Below are 16,837 nucleotides of genomic sequence, written 5' to 3'. Positions count from 1 at the left end.
GCATTCTACATGACCTTATTGGTCACTCAGCGCCTCCAAAAACCCTTGTGCATACTGCAGTATCTTTGGACTGTTGCGGGCAAGTGATTATATCTTTTACCAAGGTGGTAACCCGCAAATTTCATCATCGTTGAGAACATTGCAACTGGTAGCCAACCTGGATGCTTTTCCAACAAGTAATGCAACTCCGATATCACAAAACGCCGTCCCTCACCGCTTGCACCTCCCAGTTCTCTCTGAATCCATGGCTGACAACTATGAAAGACTCCCGTATCGAAGTAACGACGAAACTCCTCGGCCAGGCTATAATTATGCGAGTGGTAGCAGCAAGCATCTCCAGCATAAGCCACCTTCCAGCCGGACTGGAGCATCCGTGCAGCCACAAACATATCTTCAGCAACGATGACATCGTTCGGAAAGCTACCAACGTCAGCCAATGCCTCGGCGCGGTACCCGGCAAAAGAGTTAGACATAAAGGCAACTTTGATCCCTAATCGAGCAGCATCCTCATGAGATTTTATCTCGCTATCGACAGGATAGTTAAATCGTCGCGCATGCTCTGCTAGCGGGTTGGCATCGAGATGAGGTAATTGCCGACCACATACGGCCCCTACTTCCTGGTCATCAAAGTATGATAACAGTTTACTAACAGCAGAGGAGTCGACCAAATAGGCATCCTGAGTCAAATAAATATAAAACTCATAGCCGGGACGATCTACGACAGCTTTCTGTCTTGTGCCACCATGATTGAACTCGTGTTGTGGAATGATCTCGTGATCGACTTCTCTATCAACCAGCAGCTTTTGAGTACCGTCGCTCGAAGAAGAGTCAATGACAAAAAGAGGAAATTCTGCCGGCAGGCTATCTAGCAAACGTTCCAGACTGTAAGCACCATTAAAAGTAGGAACGACAAGAAGCGCTCTAGGGTCGTGCGAAGATGACTGCATAGTCATTTCATCTTCCCCCGCTCACCACATACCCCATCGACGAGCGCTTTCAAAAAGTAACGCAAGTACTTTCCACGCCCAGAAACGAACAGCATTATAATTGCCTGATGAACAAAAGAATACAAAACTTCGCGCAGCGCCAACAACTTTGGAACGTGGGGCATGCGTAAAAGCAAGAATGAATTGCGAACACGATAGTACCGCCGAAGAGCCCCATGAACAGGAACACGCACAGCGATCAAATTGATCGAAGCATCACCAATCGAATGTAACATTTTGGCTTCAGGCAAAACTTCAATAGGAACGTCAAGGGACCTTGCGCGCAAGCACCATTCAGTATCAACATAGTCGATAAACAACGTTTCATCCATAAGCCCGACGGTTTCTATTGCTGCTCGACTTATTGCACTTCCAGAGGAAATTACGATATCGACAGACACTGGCACACTTGATGCAGAGGGGTGCACTTTTTTACGCATGCCCCATCGATTGACAAGAATGGCTGGATACTCAAACCCACCTTTCTCATCAAAAAAGACAGGCGCTACAACCCTCTTTTCTCCTCTACTTAGTTTACCCAGGAGTGTTTTCAGCAACCCAGCACTAATTGAACTATCTTGATCAAAAAATACGACAGCCTCACAATCACCATCTAGAGCACGGCGAATGCCAATGTTTTGGGCCGCAGCAATACCAACATTTTTATTTAAAGAAATCACCTCGGCATCATTCTCCAAATGGAGACCAACTGACGGCTCTGAATTATCCACAACAATAACGTTGATACCATGTTTTTCCAGAACATCGACCATCAATCTGAGCCGAGCAATATCGGGTTGATAAGCCACTATTACGGAATAGGTTTTCAAACGAAACCTCTCTCTAAAAACTGACAGAGCACAAGCATGGCTCAACGTCGCAGTTTGAAATGCGTCCAATAGTACCAATGAGTGAAAGCCCTCGCAACACCTTGCTTCTATAAAAGGCATCATAAAAATCGAATCGCCACATAATCCAAAACCTAATCACCACCATAAAAGTATTGGTGATATATCAAAAGATAAACCACCAGCATATTGGAGCTAAAAAGGTAAGGGTTGAAAAACGAAGCAGATACGAACAACGCCAGATATAAAGCAAGACAGTATTGCCGAGCAACAATCACCTTGACCACCATATAAGTGACATACGAGGAAAATATCAAAAAACCCAGAATACCGAATTTCGGCAAAAAAGATAGCAACTGCTGTTCATAAGAAAAAGGAGCGGTGGCTGAGCGAATCATCTCAGTGGTAAAAGCCCCTAGACCGTGACCTAATAAAGGGGCATCTCCAAAGTAGTTCATAAGCACTAAAGCTTGAGAGAACCGAATTTCATCAGAAACATCATTCTGGGTGGAGAAAAAACGTACTTCAACAAATTCCCGAAATAGATCAAAGAACAAGATAGCAGAAGTCAGCACCATACAGCCAAGCAGAAATTTAAACCATAGACCTTTCTTATCCACCATGCAAAACAAAACCATGCAAAGACCAAGGCATGCGATATTATAGCGAGAGAAGCCGACCAGCACGACAAACATCGCCATCATCACCGTCAAACGATCACTGGCGGTAATATGACTTCTCGCACGCAGCACAGCAATGGCTAGAGGGAGTAGTGCTGCAATCAAATCAGTCTGCATATAAATCCGAACCAATCCGAGCGGAAGCGGCATCGTTAGAAAACTTGCACCGGCAACCTTTCCGTAGCTTGCAACAAAACCCTCGACAAATGCATCATACCCCGGAGAAAGAAGATAAAATGACATGATAAACAGTTTATTCCCCGCCAGGAGCAGCACCGATGCCTTATAAATCGTGAGCACCTTATCCTGCCCAAATCCTCTAGCATAAATAACGTGTGTAACAAGAAGCCCTAAGCCGACGGCGCCTAGTGCCAAAATCAATTCATTTATGGCGTACTGAGAAAACTCGGCATATCCATAGATCGCATACAGAATTAGAAAACCAGCGATACCGATGAGATGGGCACTCAATGATACTGACAAGCGCTTTGCGCTTAGCACGGAGCAAAAAAATATAACCAACAGCAATAAATATTTAAGAGGAAAGCCCGCCAGGGAGCCTGACGGAAGAGCAGTAATGAGCACGACACTCACTATGAAGACACGATCTCTCAACGTGCCCCGTTCAGTCACCCTGCCACCGATCATCTTTCAGTTACTCTTTTTGATATCGGATAAAATGACCACGCAGGATAAAGCCAAAAACCCAGTCGCTGCCTGACAAAGAAAAGTGCCACTATATTTTGCAACACAAGCACTAGGCTTAACGATAGCGCTGCCCCCAGGGCACCCATAGCAGGAATACTAATGACAAATGCCAAAACACCAATCCCGGTACTAATTAAAGCTATATTTCTCATTAAGATTTCGTGACCCGTCATATTCAGTAAGAACCCGACTGCAGCAGTACTAACATTAACAGCCTGAGCCAGAGCCAGTATGCGGAGGTAAGGAGCAGCATCGCTAAACCCGGAGCCAAAAAGGGATAGCACAGCGCCAGGGAAAAACAGACAAATTAACAACATTGGCAACGATAGCGCAGCTCCCAATAGCGAACTTTGGCGCGCTAACCTTATCAGGCGACCATGCTCATTATGATGGTAGAGGGTAGAGAAACGAGGCGGAAAAACAGCCGCAATCAGCATTAAAACAAAACCTATCAACAGGGCGGAACGTTCGGCCGCCTTAAACAAGCCCAAGTCGTGACTATTCAGAAAGAAGGCAGCAACAAATACCACAAGCACATTTTGCATAAACTCGGCCAAGCTCATCACAAAAAAAGCACGCGAAGTGCTAAAGAACCCCCGCGGGTCATCTGGCTTATTATTAAGCACATCCCGATTTAACCCAGCGTACCTTTTTTGTTGAAAAAAAAGCACGAGACAGCCTTGAAAAAAAACCAACCACGTTGCTAGAGACAGGGCGGCGCCTGCTTGATGTATTTCAGCAACTCCGAAGAAAAAACCATAAGCAATCAACAGAAAAGCAGCCACTAGAGAAATATAACCACTTTCTAGGAAACATGCCGATGCGGGACATCTGACACCTTTAAAATAACCTGCAAGAAGATAATTGGCTGTAAAGGGCGGCACGGCAAATGTGACATAGAGCAGCAGGGAGTCGAGAGAAGGGCTTGAGAAAAACCCTGCTATTGTGGTCCTCAAGAGCAACAACAAACATGCAACTATCAAGGCACCCGCAACTGCATATCTTGCCGCCCAAATAAAATAATAAAAACCCTGCACGCTGTCGTGATCCCTGCCAGCATAGCGCATTAGCGCATTATCCATACCAAAACGCGTCAAGATGCCAGCACCAAACAAAATACTCTGGGCCAAAGCGAAGACTCCCACGCCATCAGCACCGTAGAACCGCCCTAATGTTACGCCTAATAGTAACGAGCCGACCGCTGCTATCCCACGCGCAAATAAAGTTTTTAAAAAGGCTCTACCTAGATCGGTATTCAATGCCGACCAAAAACGACCGTTTACTTCAAAAACCTTCATCCAAACCTCCAGAGTGGATAGAGAGGGCAATCGACAGGGTGCAGCCCAAAAAACCAATTTGACACACTAAGCCAAAAGACTATATTACATTAAAATACAGCCACTCCGTATCGCACCAACATCATTAAGAATAAAAGCTTCACACTCCACTTTGAATGCATGTGCTCTACAAAGATGTAGGATGCTGGACAGGACACCCAAACGACCTTATCCATTCTTAATTGACAGCGTCGTATAGAAACGCACTTCATTATCAGGTAACAAGATGCCGATCAATTTAGCAATCAGATTCTATTGATTATCCAAGCGGCGTTTGACAACCGCACTGAATTCCGTCAAAAAGCCTATCAGCATGGCTAAAATAGCTACAAAAGGAACACCTAGAGCAATCATCAAAAACCGGCTGGTATCGACCTTTTCCAAACTTCTAAAGGCTATTTGATTAACCCCCCCTTCTTCCAACCCCTCTATCTTACTACGTAATTCAGATGCCCGTGTGAAATAGTCGGCTACCAGTTCATTGGCATTCTGGCTTTCTGATTTTTGCGCTGCTGCCAAAGCCTTTTCGACATCTTCGAGCTGCTGGCTTAGTGTTTTACGATACTTTCCCACCAGCCTTTTTTGATCTTCTCCCAGACGATTCAAGATAAGATCATGCAAACCGGAAACTAAACCTTTCTGATCAGCAGTCGCTTTAGATTCAACATTCAGCAAAAGTGTATCTTTTGGATTGTATACAGTTAGCGTGAATGGCAACTTTTTTAAACCTTGATTCTCAAGGAATCTCCTGACACCTTCCATAAGATAAATGTTCTTGGCTTTTGCTAAGACGCTATTTGGCGATTCCAAGCTTAGCAATTCGCCAGACTGGTTCACATAACCGGCCATTTCATATGAAGAAGTGTATTGATAGACAGGCTTCTTGAAAAACAAGAAAAGCAGCAATACTATTAACATTCCAACAAATACAGCCATCACGACCCGTCTACGACGCACTAAAATAACCATCAAATCCACGGGGGATATATCGTCGCCGCGCTCTAAACTGGAATGGGAAGGCGCTGGAACTTTCATAGTATAAACCCCAAATGCTATAGTTAAACTCATCAAACACGCTACCGCCATTGAGTAGCGAAAGACACCACCCAACACACGAATCTCTGCCCCCGAATTAACACACACCTGGGAAATCCGGACAATGCAGATTTTATAATCTAAAAGCCAATTATAAACATTCAATTAAGCCCGCTTTTCAGAGATACGCCACGGGCCGCAGTCTACTCGCTCCCCCCTCTTGCCGGCATTAGGCTATATGGAAATGAATATTAACGGAAATGGCTTATGTCGTCGATCAGGCAGCACATGTAAAGCCAGAATGCCTATTGACGCCTGCCGGTGGAAACTATCTCCGTTCTTCAATCACCAGAGCACATTATCGAATGTGAACAGGCAAACTCGCGAGTCTTTTCTGAGCATTCGCCGAGCATCTAAATTCTCGCGGACGCAACGCTATCCGCCCCACCGCCGATAGAGACATTTAGACCCAAAAAATGGGGCGCCGCATGGCGGCGCCCCATTTTTCTCGGATCATCGACCCGATCTTCTGCCGAGTCAAGTCGCCTCAACGATAGACAGGCAACCGGCCGCAGACCGTTTCGACCTTGCCCTTGACCGCGTTCTCGGCTTCGCTCGAGTCGCCCTGCTGTATGGCGTCGAGGATATCGCAGATCCAGCCGGCGAGATCGCTGCACTCGGACTCGCCGAAGCCTCGGGTGGTCACCGCCGGGGTGCCGATACGCAGGCCGGAGGTGACGAACGGGCTCTGCGGGTCGTTGGGCACGGCGTTCTTGTTGACGGTGATGTGCGCGCGACCCAGCGCCGCATCGGCGTCCTTGCCCGTCAGGCCCTGCTTGACCAGCGAGAGCAGGAACAGATGGTCTTCGGTGCCACCGGAGACGACTTCATAGCCGCGCTCGATGAACACGCCGGCCATCGCCTGGGCGTTCTTGACCACCTGCTGCTGGTAGCTCTTGAACTCGGGGTCCATGGCTTCCTTGAAGCAGACCGCCTTGGCCGCGATGACGTGCATCAGCGGGCCACCCTGGCCACCGGGGAATACCGCAGCCTGCAGCTTCTTCTCGATCTCGGCATCGTTCTCGGCGGAGAGGATCAGGCCGCCGCGCGGGCCACGCAGGGTCTTGTGCGTGGTGGTGGTGACCACATGGGCATGCGCCAGCGGGCTGGGGTAGACGCCAGCGGCGACCAGACCGGCAACGTGCGCCATGTCGACCAGCAGGTAGGCACCCACGCTGTCGGCGATCTCGCGGAACTTGGCCCAGTCGATGATCTGGGAGTAGGCCGAGAAGCCGGCGATGATCATCTTCGGCTGATGTTCCTTGGCCAGCTTGGCGACTTCGTCGTAATCGATCCGGCCGCTCTCGTCGATGCCGTACTGCACCGCATTGTAGTGTTTGCCGGAGAAGCTCGGCTTGGCGCCATGAGTCAGGTGGCCGCCAGCGTCGAGGCTCATGCCGAGAATGGTGTCGCCCGGCTTGACCAGCGCCTGGAACACGGCACCGTTGGCCTGGGAGCCGGAGTGCGGCTGGACGTTGGCGTAGCTCGCGCCGAACAGCTCCTTGGCGTAGTCGATCGCCATCTGCTCGATCACGTCGACGTGCTCGCAGCCGCCGTAGTAACGCTTGCCGGGATAGCCTTCCGCGTACTTGTTGGTCAGCTGCGCGCCCTGCGCCTGCATCACGCGCGGGCTGGCGTAGTTCTCGGAAGCGATCAGTTCGATGTGCGCTTCCTGGCGCGCGACTTCCTGCTGCATCGCTTTCCACAGGGCATCGTCGAATCCGGCAATCTGCATGTCTCGCGTGAACATCGGCGGGTATCCTCGGCTCGGGGAGGGGACGATCGGACCCGCGCCCGGCGGACTCCGATCATGAAAACGTGCCGCGATGATACCCCAGCGCCGGCGGCCTTTCCTATGAAAGTCCGTCATGCGCGCGCGCATAATTTCTCACCTTGGCTTTAGCCTGGGTAAAACGTCACCGGATACGACATCCGCTGTCGGCGCACCGTCTTTCAGGCGCACCGCGCGGGTAACTGGCATGCTGGAGTTTGGCTACACCATCAGCGCCCCGCCGCGGTCAGGAGCCTGGCCCATCGAGTGCGGCGACCGGCAACACGATAGACCGCGGCGGAAGGCCCGGCCCGAGGCGCATCGAGCCGAGCCCGCTCCCCTTCAACGGATCGAGGAGATCCAGATCAAGGGGTCAAGGAGATCCAGACGGTCTTGAGGTCGGAGTACTCCTCCAGCGAGTGGTGGGACTTGTCACGACCGTTGCCCGACTGCTTGACGCCACCGAAGGGTACGGTCTGGTCCATACCGGCCCAGTTGTTGACGTAGACCTGCCCCGACTGCAGCCGCCGCGAGACGCGCATGACGCGGTCGATATCCTGGCTCCAGACCCCCGCCGCCAGGCCGTAGTCGCTGTCGTTGGCCAGTGCGATCGCCTCCTCTTCGGTGTCGAAGCCGAATACCGACAGCACCGGGCCGAAGATCTCCTCGCGGCCGATTGCCATGCTCGGCGAGACGCCGTCGAAGATCGTCGGCGGGATGAACAGCCCAGGCCCCTCCGCGGCACTGCCGCCACTGCGCAGGGTGGCGCCCTCTTCGACACCGCGGCGGATATAGTCGAGCACGCGCTGATACTGGGTGCGGTCGACCATCGCGCCCATGAAGCTCGACGGATCGAGCGGGTCGCCCGGCTGCATGTGCTCGGCGGCCGCCAGCAGCTTGTCGACGAAGGTCTCGCGGATGCGGTTCTCCACCAGCAGCCGGGAGGCCGCGATGCACACCTCGCCCTGGTTGTGAAAGATCGCTTCGGCGGCGTGGCGGGCCACGGCGTCGAGATCCTTGCAGTCAGCGAAGACCAGATTGGGGCTCTTGCCGCCGCACTCCAGATAGACGCGCTTGAGGTTGGATTGCCCGGCGTACTGCATCAGCTGCTTGCCCACCGCGGTGGAGCCGGTGAAGGCGAGGCAGTCGACGCCCATCGACAGCGCCAGCGCCTTGCCCACGGTGTGGCCGAAGCCGGGCAGTACCTGGAAGACGCCGGCAGGCAGCCCGGCCTCGCGCGCCAGCGCCGCCAGACGCAGCGCCGACAGCGGTGACTTCTCCGAAGGCTTCAAGATCACGCTGTTGCCGGCGGCCAGCGCCGGGGCGATCTTCCACGCGGTCATCATCAGCGGGAAGTTCCACGGCACGATCGAGGCGACGACACCGAGCGGCTCGCGCAGCACCAGGCCCAGAGCATCGTCGCCAGTGGGCGCGACCTCGCCATAGAGCTTGTCGATCGATTCGGCATGATGGCGCAGACAGCCGATGGCACCGCCCATATCCCCCAGGGAGCTGCCGATCGGCTTACCCATGTCGAGGGTGTCGAGCAGCGCCAGCTCCGCCTTGTGAGTCTCCATCAGCTCGGCGAGGCGCAGCAGCACCGCCTTGCGCGCGCCGGGCGGGCGCCGCGACCACGCCCCTTCGTCGAAGGCGCGCCGCGCTCGGGCCACAGCCTTGTCGGCGTCGGCGGCATCGCAGCTGGCGATCTCGGCGAGCGTGTCACCAGTGGCCGGATTGACGCTGGTGAAGGTCTCGCCGCTCTCCGCGTCGACGAAGGCATCGTCGATGAAGGCACGGGTCTCGATCGTCAGCTCGCTGGCCAGACGCTGCCAGTCGGCCAGGGTCATGGCATCGGTCTTTGCATTGGTCATTGCATGGCTCATCGCGGGTTTCTCTCTGAGACGCTGTCAACAAAGCATACGCCGGCCGAGGCCTGCGCGGCACCTCGCCGTGGTGCACCGCGTACGCCGCCACTTCGCTAATCACCCTTCGCCCAAGAGCCCCAGGCTCTGCACCGGCGCCTGCCGGCGCAGGCCACGCGACAGCAGATGCCCGATCACGCCGATGAGCAGCGCGCCGCCGAACGGCAGCAACAGCCATAGCCATAGATGCAGGCGCGGGGCGAGATCGAGCCAGCCGGCGTAGATGCCCAGCGCAGCGACCTCGGCCAGCAGCGCCGCCATCAGCCCGCTGGTGAAGCCGAGCAGCGCGAACTCCACGCCCTGGACCCGTGAGAGCAGGCGCTGCCCGGCACCGAAGACCCGCAGCAGCCCGCTTTCGTGGGCACGCAGAGTCTGGCTGGCGGTGAGCGCGGCGTAGAGCACGCTGACCCCGGCGAGCAGCACGAAGCCCAGCACCAGCTCCACCGCCCGGGTGACCTGGGCCAGCAACTCGCGCACCCGCGCCAGGATGGCGTCGACGTTGAGCAGCGAGACGCCGGGATAGGCCGCGACCAGCCGCCCCAGCACATCGCCGTGGGCGGCGGCATCGAGATGGAAGGCGGTGATGTAGCTATGCCCGTAGCGCTCGAGCACGTCGGGCGGGAAGATCACGAAGAAGTTGGGCCGGAAGCTGTCCCAGTCGAGGTCGCGCAGGCTGGTGATCTCGCCGGTGACGCTGTCGCTGCCGATGGTAAACGTCAGGCTGTCGCCCAGCCCCACCCCGAGGCGTTCGGCGAGGCCGCGCTCGACCGAGATCGGCACGCTGCCCGCGGCCACCCGGGTGTCGGCGTCGAACCAGCGCCCGGCGACCAGCCGATTGCTCTCGGGCAGCGCCGCGCGCCAGGTGAGGTTGAGCTCGCGCTTGAGCGCGTTGTCGTCACGGCGCGCCTCGGGCACCGCTTCGCGCGCCGGGCGGCCATCGATGGCCGTCAGGCGCCCGCGCACCATCGGGTAGAGGGCGCTGCGGGTATCGGCGACCTGGTCGAGAATGGCGCTGAAGCCCTCGCGTTCGCCGGGCTGGATATTGATCGCGAAGTAGTTGGGGGTATCCGCCGGTAGCTGAGTCTGCCAGGCACTCAGCAGATCGCCGCGGACCAGGGTGATGATCGCCATCGCCGCGAAGGTGACGGCGAAGGCCAGCAACTGGCCGAGACTCGCCTGGCGCCGCCGCGCCAGCTGGCTCGCACCCAGGCGCAGGGCGCGGCTAGCCTCGCCGCCACGTGCACCGAAGCGTGTGGCCAGGCGCAACACCAGTGCCAGCAGTAGCCAGCCCAGCCCCCATAGCACCACGAGCGCGACCAGCCCGCCCACCAGCAGCGCCGCGGCGAGCCCAAGATCGCCGGAGTAGAGCCACAGCAGCGCGCCGAACACCAGACTGGCCACCGCCACCACCAGCCACGCCGAGGCGGGCAGCGGATCGAGTTCGCGACGCAGCACCTTGAGCGCACTGACCCGCTGCAGGCGCAGCAGCGTCGGCCCGGCGAACCCCACCAGCACCGCCAGCGCGGTCAATACCCCCAGCAGCAGCGGCAGCATGCCCGGCGCCGGCAGCGTCAGCGGCAGAAAGCGCGCCAGCAGGGCCAGCAGCGCGGCCTGCCCCACCAGTCCCAGCAGTGCACCCACCACCGAGGCCGCCAGCGCCAGCCAGGTCAACTGCCAGGCGAACAGCTGCGCCAACTGGCGCTGGCTGGCACCGAAGCAGCGCAGCAGTGCGGCGGTATCCAGATGGCGGTCGACATAGCGGCGGGTGGCCATGGCCACAGCCACCCCGGCGAGCAGCACCGCCGCCAGCCCGGAGAGGCTCAGGTACTTCTGCGCTCGGGTCAGGGCGCTGCCGAGCTGGGGGCGGTCGTCGCGCACATCCTCGACCTCCACGCCCTGCTGGCGCAGCCGCGTGAGCAGGTCGCCCACCGCCGCCACCGCCGCCGGGGGCCCCTTGGCCAGCAGTTCGTACTCGATCCGCGAGCCCGGCCGGACCAGCCCGGTAGCCTCGAGATCGGCCAGACGCATCATCAGCCGCGGGCTGAGACTGGCGAAGCCCGCCGACTGATCCGGCTCGCGGTCGATCAGCCCGGACACCGTCAGCTCACGCTGGCCCACCTGCACCGGCTCACCGATCGCCACGTCGAGCAGCTGGGCGAGTCGCGGCGCGATCCAGACGCTGCCCGGCGCCGGCCCCGCGGCGCTCTCGACGATGCCCTCGCCGAGGTCGACACGCAGCTTGCCGTAGAGCGGGTAGGCGCCGTCGACCACCTTGAGACTGGCCAGCTGGAAGGCGTCGCCGCGGCTGACCATGGAGACGGTGTCGACCTGATCGGAGAGGGTCAGCCCGGCATGGCGCAGCGTGTCACGCAGGTCGTCGTCGAAGGGGGCGCTCTGTTCGAGCTTGATGTCGCCGCCCATCAGCTGGCCGGCCTGGCGGGTCAGGCCACGATCCAGACGGTCGAGGAAGAAGCCGATCATGGTGGTCGCCGCCACTGCCAGCACCAGGGCGACGAACAGCGCGCGCACGTCACCGGCACGCAGATCGCGCCGGAGTCCCTTGAGCGACAGCGCCAGCAGCGAACTGCCCGCACTCATGTCTGCACCTCGTCACGTTCGAGGGCCACCAGGCGGCCGCCGTCGAGACGCAGGCAGCGCTGGCAGCGCCGCGCCAGATGGGGGTCGTGGGTGACCAGCACCAGGGTGGTGCCGGCCTCGCGGTTGAGCGCGAACAGCGACTCGATGATCGCGCTCCCGGTGTCGCGATCGAGGTTGCCGGTGGGCTCGTCGGCGAACACCAGCTCGGGCCCGGTGACGAAGGCGCGCGCCACGGCGACGCGCTGCTGCTCGCCGCCGGAGAGCTGCTTGGGTAGATGATGAAGGCGCTCGCCGAGCCCGACCCGGCCCAGCCAGTCACGCGCCCGCTGTTGATGATCGCGACCGGGAGTCAGCTCCAGCGGCAGCATCACGTTCTCCAGCGCGGTCAGGGTAGGTAGGAGCTGGAAGTTCTGGAACACGAATCCCACCCGTCCGGCGCGCAGCGCGGCGCGGCCATCCTCATCGAGCGCCGGCAGCGCGGTACCGAATAGCGCAAGCTCACCATCGCTGGGCGTATCCAAGCCCGCCAGCAGTGCCAGCAGGGTCGACTTGCCCGCCCCGGAACTGCCGAGGATCGCCACGCTCTCGCCGGGCATGACGCACAGATCGAGGCTGTCGAGGATGGTCAACTGGCGGTCGCCGCTGATGACCTGCTTGACGAGGCCGCGGGCCTCGAGCGTCGGGGTCGCGGCGGCCGAGGCGGCGCGCGCGTCGCGGGAGTCGGGCATGAATCGGGGCTTCCTGTGCGGTGATGCGTCCCGCTGAACGACGACGGTCTCTCGCCGCGCAGCCAGCAATGAACGCCGATGTCCCCCACTCTGGCACGGATCCCCCCGACCGGCCAGGTACGCCCGGGATGCGGGATGGCGCCTACGTGAGACGCCCGACACCGGCTGCCATCGCGACCAGCGCATCCTAAGATGCACGTCGAGGCATCCTCCCCGGTGGGGTGAGCGGTCGCGCGCGCAGGGGAGCGCGTCATATAAGCGTAGTGGAAGCAGCGGAAGCCCTCTGAGATATGACGGAAATAGCCGGCGTCGCGCTTGCCGACATAGTGGTTGCGACGGCAACATGGCGATTTCGATCGCCCATTGCCTCTCCGGTTCACGCTCGGCCCCCGCCTCTCGCCAGGGAAGTCGTGGCCTGAAGACGCTTATCGTCGCTTTGCCGAGCCCATGATCGGATAAGATCCGCGTTCGCCGATTCTCCCGAGGAGTGAGACATGTTGCCTGGTTCGAGGATGCCCGGTTCGACGAAGAGGTCGACGAAGACATGGCTGCGCGCCTGCCTGTCGCGCGCACTGCTGGCGCTGGCCATGGCGCTGACGCTGCCCGGCGCGGCACAGGCGCACACCCTGCTGGTGATGGGCGACAGCCTCAGCGCGGCCTATGGCATCGATCCGCAGGCGGGCTGGGTCAGCCTGCTCGAACGCAAGCTGGGCAAGGGCTATCCGGTCATCAATGCCAGTATCTCCGGCGAGACCACCTCGGGTGGCGCGGCGCGGCTACCCGATCTGCTCAAGCAGCACCGCCCGGATATCGTGCTACTCGAACTCGGTGGCAACGACGGTCTACGCGGTCTCTCGCCCCAGCAGATGAAGGTCAATATGGCCAAGATGATCGAACGCAGCCGCGCGGAGGGCGCCCGCGTGCTGCTGCTGGGCATCGAGGTACCCCCCAACTACGGTCCCGCCTATACCAACGCCTTTCGTAACGTCTTCACTCAGCTTGCCGACGAGTACGATCTGCCGCTGGTTCCGTTTCTGCTCGAAGACGTCGATCTCGACAGCATGCTGCAGGCGGACGGCATCCACCCGACCGCCGAGGCCCAGCCGATCATCCTGGCCAACGTCTGGGCCAAGCTCGAACCGATGCTCGCCGACGACGCCGACGACCAGCGCTGAGCCGAATGGCGCCGCCTGGCGCGCGGTCAGCGGCGTGCTAGGCTCTGAACGCAAACTGCGTGCAGTCGCCTGCTGACACCGCGTGAGCAGGCCACACCGGCCAAGTCATACGCGATTCAAGCCCGAGGAGGCACCGGGCGCCCCACCGAGAGGCCAACAGATGCAGATGGAAGGCGATACGGCGCTGGTTGCCGCCTATGAATTGAACGGCAGCGGCGGCGGTTCACTGCTCAGCGTGAGACAGCTGCGCGAGGCGTGGCAGTCGCCGGAGCGGCCGCTGTGGATGCATCTCGATTTCCGCCATGCCGACGTCGGCACCTATCTCGAGGATATCGCCGGACTGGACGAGGCAGCGATCGAGGCACTGCTGGAGGAAGACACCCGCCCACGCGTGGCCAAGTTCCGCAACGGCGCGGTAAGCACGCTGCGCGGCGTCAATCTCAACCCGGGCGCCGCCCCGGAGGACCTGATCTCGCTGCGCATCTGGATCTCCGCCAACCGCCTGATCACGCTGCGCCGGCGTCCGCTGAAATCGGTCAGCGAAGTACGCGAGCGCATCGATCGCGGCGAAGGCGCGCTGTCGGTGCCCGACCTGCTCGCCTGGCTGGCGGAGACCCTGGTCGACAACGTCGGTGACGTGGCCCACCAGCTCGACGACCGCCTGGGCGAGCTGGAAGAGGACCAGCTCAGCGATCGTGAGGTCGACCCCGACGATCTGTCGCACCTGCGTCGCTCGTTGATCACCCTGCGTCGCTTCATGGGTCCCCAGCGCGACTGCCTCGAGCAGATCGCCCACGGGCCCGACAGCTTCGACGAGGATACCCGCGTCTCGGTACGCGAGAGTGCCAACCAGCTATCGCGCTACGTCGAGGATTTCCACGCCATGCAGGAGCGCGCGCTGATCCTGCAGGAGCAATTGCTCAACGAGCACAACGAACGCCTCAACCAACGCATGTACATGCTGGCGATCGTCACCACGGTGTTCCTGCCGCTGAGCTTCCTGACCGGCCTGCTGGGCATCAACGTCGGGGGTATCCCCGGCGCCAACAGCCACTACGGTTTTGCCGTCTTCGTCGCCATCACCGCCGTGGTCGGCGGCGCGGTGATGTGGCTGCTCAAGCGCAAGCACTGGTGGTAGATGATCCACGTCGCCCCGCGGCGTCTCAGTCGCCGCGGTCGACGTGGCCCAGATCGCGCTGCGGGTCGAGCCGGTCGCGCACCCGGCGCTTGAGCTCCTTGATCTCGGGGAAGCCACCGTCGCGCTTGCGCTCCCATAGGGTCTGCTCGTCGTAGAGCACCTCGAAGTGGCCGCCGTGGCTGGGCGCCAGGGCCACCTGTTCGAGATCCTCGCCGAAGGTCTGCAACAGCTCCTGGGCATACCAGCCGGCACGTAGCAGCCACTGGCATTGCGTACAATAATGAATGCGGATGCGGGCCATGCGACTCTCCTCGGCGATAATTGCACTGGCCCGCATGATGCGCGGATCGCCGCGCCGGACTCAAGCGTTGCGGCCGGCGAGCCGCCGCCTGGACAGATACGAAGACCGCTTACCCCCAACCGGAAACAAGGACGTTTTCCATGACGGCAAGAAGTTCAAGCACTCGCGGTGGCGACGACGACAGCCTCACCCGCCTCTTCGAAAGCGTCACCGGCGACGACGACAGCCGCATGTGCCGGGATATCTCCGACGCCGCCTGCCGTGAGCAGCCGGGCAACTTCTTTCGCCACCTGGTGGCGGCGCTGGGCAACAAGCTCGCCGATGAGCTCTCCAACGCGCGCCTGATCCTGCCCTGGCTGATGGGGGCAATCGGCGCGCCGGTGTGGATGGTCGGCCTGCTGGTGCCGATCCGTGAGGCCGGGGCCCTGCTGCCGCAGCTGTTGATCGCGGGCTATATCCGCCTGCGCGAAATTCGCAAATGGGTGTGGGTGGCCGGCGGCGTGGCCCAGGCCGTGGGCGCGGTGCTGCTCGGACTGCTGGCGCTGTTCGGCCACGGCAGCTGGGGCGGCGCGCTGGTGCTGGTGGCGCTGACCGGGCTCTCGCTGGGACGCGGGCTCTCTTCGGTGGCGACCAAGGATGTGATGGGCAAGACCATCGCCAAGCAGCGGCGTGGCACGCTGATGGGCTGGAGCGCCAGCGCCGCCGGGGCGCTGACGCTGCTCGTGGGTGTCGGGCTGATGCTGATGGGCGACCGCCCCGGCACCTGGGCGCTGGCGGTGCTGCTGTTCGCCGCCGCCCTGGGCTGGGCACTCAACGCCCTGTGCGCAGCGGCGATCCGCGAAGCGCCGGGCGCCACCGAGGGCGGCGCCAACGCCTGGGACAGCGTCAAGCAGGGGGTATCGCTGATGCGCCGCGACCGCCGTTTCCTGCACTTCAACCTCTCCCGCGCCCTGCTGCTGTCGAGCGCTCTGGCGCTGCCTTACCTGGCCCTGCTGGGGCAACAGAACAGCGGCACCGACCTGGCCAGCCTGGGCATTCTGGTACTCACCTCAGGGGTGGCCGGCATGATCGGCGGTCCGATCTGGGGCCGGCTGGCCGACCGCTCCAGTCGGCGCGTCATGCGCAACGCCGCCATCGGCGCCGCCCTGTGCTGTGTCGCCGGCGCCGCCTGCGTGCTGCTGCCGGAGACCGCGCGCACCAGCGTGTGGCCCTACGCCGTGGTCTATGGCCTGCTGATGATCGCCCATGCGGGTATTCGTCTCGGGCGCAAGACCTACGTGGTGGATCTCTCCGACAGCGACACCCGGGCGCTCTACGTCGCCTTCTCCAATACCTTCACCGGGGTGCTGATGCTGATCGTCGGCCTGCTGCTCGGCGTGCTCGCCCAGTGGCTCGGCAGCGCCCTTTTGCTGCTGCTGCTCGCGCTGCTGGCACTGGCCGCCGCAGCAAGCTCGCATGCCCTGGCCGAAGTCGAGGTGTGAAGCGTCATGCCCCGCCCGCGCCGGCCGCTGTCAAAGCGTTGTAATCCAACGGCGCCATGGCATCATGAC

13 protein-coding genes are annotated in these 16,837 nt (G+C 59.9%); 3 read left to right on the top strand and 10 right to left on the bottom strand.

All coding sequences use genetic code 11. From position 1 onward, the window contains the following. Positions 1-26: 26 nt before the first annotated feature. The 9 genes from ABV408_RS05370 to ABV408_RS05330 all read right to left on the bottom strand — a co-directional run bounded on the left by ABV408_RS05370 (position 27) and on the right by ABV408_RS05330 (position 12,673). Positions 27-953, bottom strand: a complete 927-nt coding sequence (locus tag ABV408_RS05370; RefSeq protein WP_353981430.1) for a glycosyltransferase family 2 protein — start codon at positions 951-953, stop codon at positions 27-29. Next, complete coding sequence (locus ABV408_RS05365; RefSeq protein ID WP_353981429.1) at positions 950-1,816, bottom strand: rhamnosyltransferase; 867 nt, start codon at positions 1,814-1,816, stop codon at positions 950-952. The genes ABV408_RS05370 and ABV408_RS05365 overlap by 4 nt, the downstream gene beginning before the upstream one ends. 152 nt (positions 1,817-1,968) lie before the next feature. Further along, positions 1,969-3,108: a hypothetical protein gene (locus ABV408_RS05360; protein ID WP_353981428.1), complete on the bottom strand. Its 1,140-nt coding sequence runs from the start codon at positions 3,106-3,108 to the stop codon at positions 1,969-1,971. A gap of 50 nt (positions 3,109-3,158) precedes the next feature. Continuing rightward, positions 3,159-4,520 carry an oligosaccharide flippase family protein gene (locus tag ABV408_RS05355; protein ID WP_353981427.1) on the bottom strand — a complete coding sequence of 454 codons (1,362 nt, stop codon included), beginning with the start codon at positions 4,518-4,520 and terminating at the stop codon, positions 3,159-3,161. A gap of 291 nt (positions 4,521-4,811) precedes the next feature. Beyond that, positions 4,812-5,759 carry a lipopolysaccharide biosynthesis protein gene (locus ABV408_RS05350; protein WP_353981425.1) on the bottom strand — a complete coding sequence of 316 codons (948 nt, stop codon included), beginning with the start codon at positions 5,757-5,759 and terminating at the stop codon, positions 4,812-4,814. Positions 5,760-6,141: 382 nt separating this feature from the next. Continuing rightward, on the bottom strand, positions 6,142-7,404 hold the full coding sequence (gene glyA / locus ABV408_RS05345) for a serine hydroxymethyltransferase (RefSeq protein WP_353981424.1): 1,263 nt from the start codon (positions 7,402-7,404) through the stop codon (positions 6,142-6,144). Positions 7,405-7,790: 386 nt separating this feature from the next. Further along, on the bottom strand, positions 7,791-9,296 hold the full coding sequence (locus ABV408_RS05340) for an aldehyde dehydrogenase (protein WP_353981423.1): 1,506 nt from the start codon (positions 9,294-9,296) through the stop codon (positions 7,791-7,793). A gap of 111 nt (positions 9,297-9,407) precedes the next feature. Beyond that, a complete protein-coding gene (locus ABV408_RS05335) occupies positions 9,408-11,945 on the bottom strand; it encodes an FtsX-like permease family protein (RefSeq protein ID WP_353981421.1) in 2,538 nt (845 codons plus the stop codon). After that, complete coding sequence (locus tag ABV408_RS05330; protein WP_353981420.1) at positions 11,942-12,673, bottom strand: ABC transporter ATP-binding protein; 732 nt, start codon at positions 12,671-12,673, stop codon at positions 11,942-11,944. The genes ABV408_RS05335 and ABV408_RS05330 overlap by 4 nt, the downstream gene beginning before the upstream one ends. Positions 12,674-13,260: 587 nt before the next feature. Here ABV408_RS05330 and ABV408_RS05325 point away from each other — a divergent pair. Continuing rightward, the gene (locus ABV408_RS05325) at positions 13,261-13,848 is read left to right on the top strand and encodes an arylesterase (RefSeq protein ID WP_353982200.1); all 588 of its coding nucleotides are present in this window, start codon (positions 13,261-13,263) and stop codon (positions 13,846-13,848) included. Between the two features lie 160 nt (positions 13,849-14,008). Further along, positions 14,009-14,986, top strand: a complete 978-nt coding sequence (locus tag ABV408_RS05320) for a zinc transporter ZntB (protein WP_353981419.1) — start codon at positions 14,009-14,011, stop codon at positions 14,984-14,986. Between the two features lie 25 nt (positions 14,987-15,011). Here ABV408_RS05320 and ABV408_RS05315 read toward each other — a convergent pair whose 3' ends face one another. After that, the gene (locus ABV408_RS05315; protein ID WP_207035249.1) at positions 15,012-15,287 is read right to left on the bottom strand and encodes a SelT/SelW/SelH family protein; all 276 of its coding nucleotides are present in this window, start codon (positions 15,285-15,287) and stop codon (positions 15,012-15,014) included. A gap of 140 nt (positions 15,288-15,427) precedes the next feature. Here ABV408_RS05315 and ABV408_RS05310 point away from each other — a divergent pair, with 140 nt between their 5' ends. After that, on the top strand, positions 15,428-16,768 hold the full coding sequence (locus ABV408_RS05310) for an MFS transporter (RefSeq protein ID WP_353981418.1): 1,341 nt from the start codon (positions 15,428-15,430) through the stop codon (positions 16,766-16,768). The last annotated feature ends 69 nt before the right edge of the window (positions 16,769-16,837 follow it).

The sequence above is a fragment of the Salinicola endophyticus genome (assembly GCF_040536835.1).
GTDB classification, from domain to species: domain Bacteria; phylum Pseudomonadota; class Gammaproteobacteria; order Pseudomonadales; family Halomonadaceae; genus Salinicola; species Salinicola endophyticus_A.
The sequence above is the reverse complement of the archived record's forward strand: the minus strand, read 5'-3'. Positions and strand labels throughout refer to the sequence as shown.

What these genes read in the sequence shown, in the direction of transcription:
- ABV408_RS05370 (WP_353981430.1), bottom strand. Translation starts at nt 953, where the DNA reads ATGACTATGCAGTCATCTTCGCACGACCCTAGAGCGCTTCTTGTCGTT.
- ABV408_RS05355 (WP_353981427.1), bottom strand. Translation starts at nt 4,520, where the DNA reads ATGAAGGTTTTTGAAGTAAACGGTCGTTTTTGGTCGGCATTGAATACC.
- glyA (WP_353981424.1), bottom strand. Translation starts at nt 7,404, where the DNA reads ATGTTCACGCGAGACATGCAGATTGCCGGATTCGACGATGCCCTGTGG.
- ABV408_RS05340 (WP_353981423.1), bottom strand. Translation starts at nt 9,296, where the DNA reads ATGACCAATGCAAAGACCGATGCCATGACCCTGGCCGACTGGCAGCGT.
- ABV408_RS05335 (WP_353981421.1), bottom strand. Translation starts at nt 11,945, where the DNA reads ATGAGTGCGGGCAGTTCGCTGCTGGCGCTGTCGCTCAAGGGACTCCGG.
- ABV408_RS05330 (WP_353981420.1), bottom strand. Translation starts at nt 12,673, where the DNA reads ATGCCCGACTCCCGCGACGCGCGCGCCGCCTCGGCCGCCGCGACCCCG.
- ABV408_RS05325 (WP_353982200.1), top strand. Translation starts at nt 13,261, where the DNA reads ATGGCGCTGACGCTGCCCGGCGCGGCACAGGCGCACACCCTGCTGGTG.
- ABV408_RS05320 (WP_353981419.1), top strand. Translation starts at nt 14,009, where the DNA reads ATGCAGATGGAAGGCGATACGGCGCTGGTTGCCGCCTATGAATTGAAC.
- ABV408_RS05315 (WP_207035249.1), bottom strand. Translation starts at nt 15,287, where the DNA reads ATGGCCCGCATCCGCATTCATTATTGTACGCAATGCCAGTGGCTGCTA.
- ABV408_RS05310 (WP_353981418.1), top strand. Translation starts at nt 15,428, where the DNA reads ATGACGGCAAGAAGTTCAAGCACTCGCGGTGGCGACGACGACAGCCTC.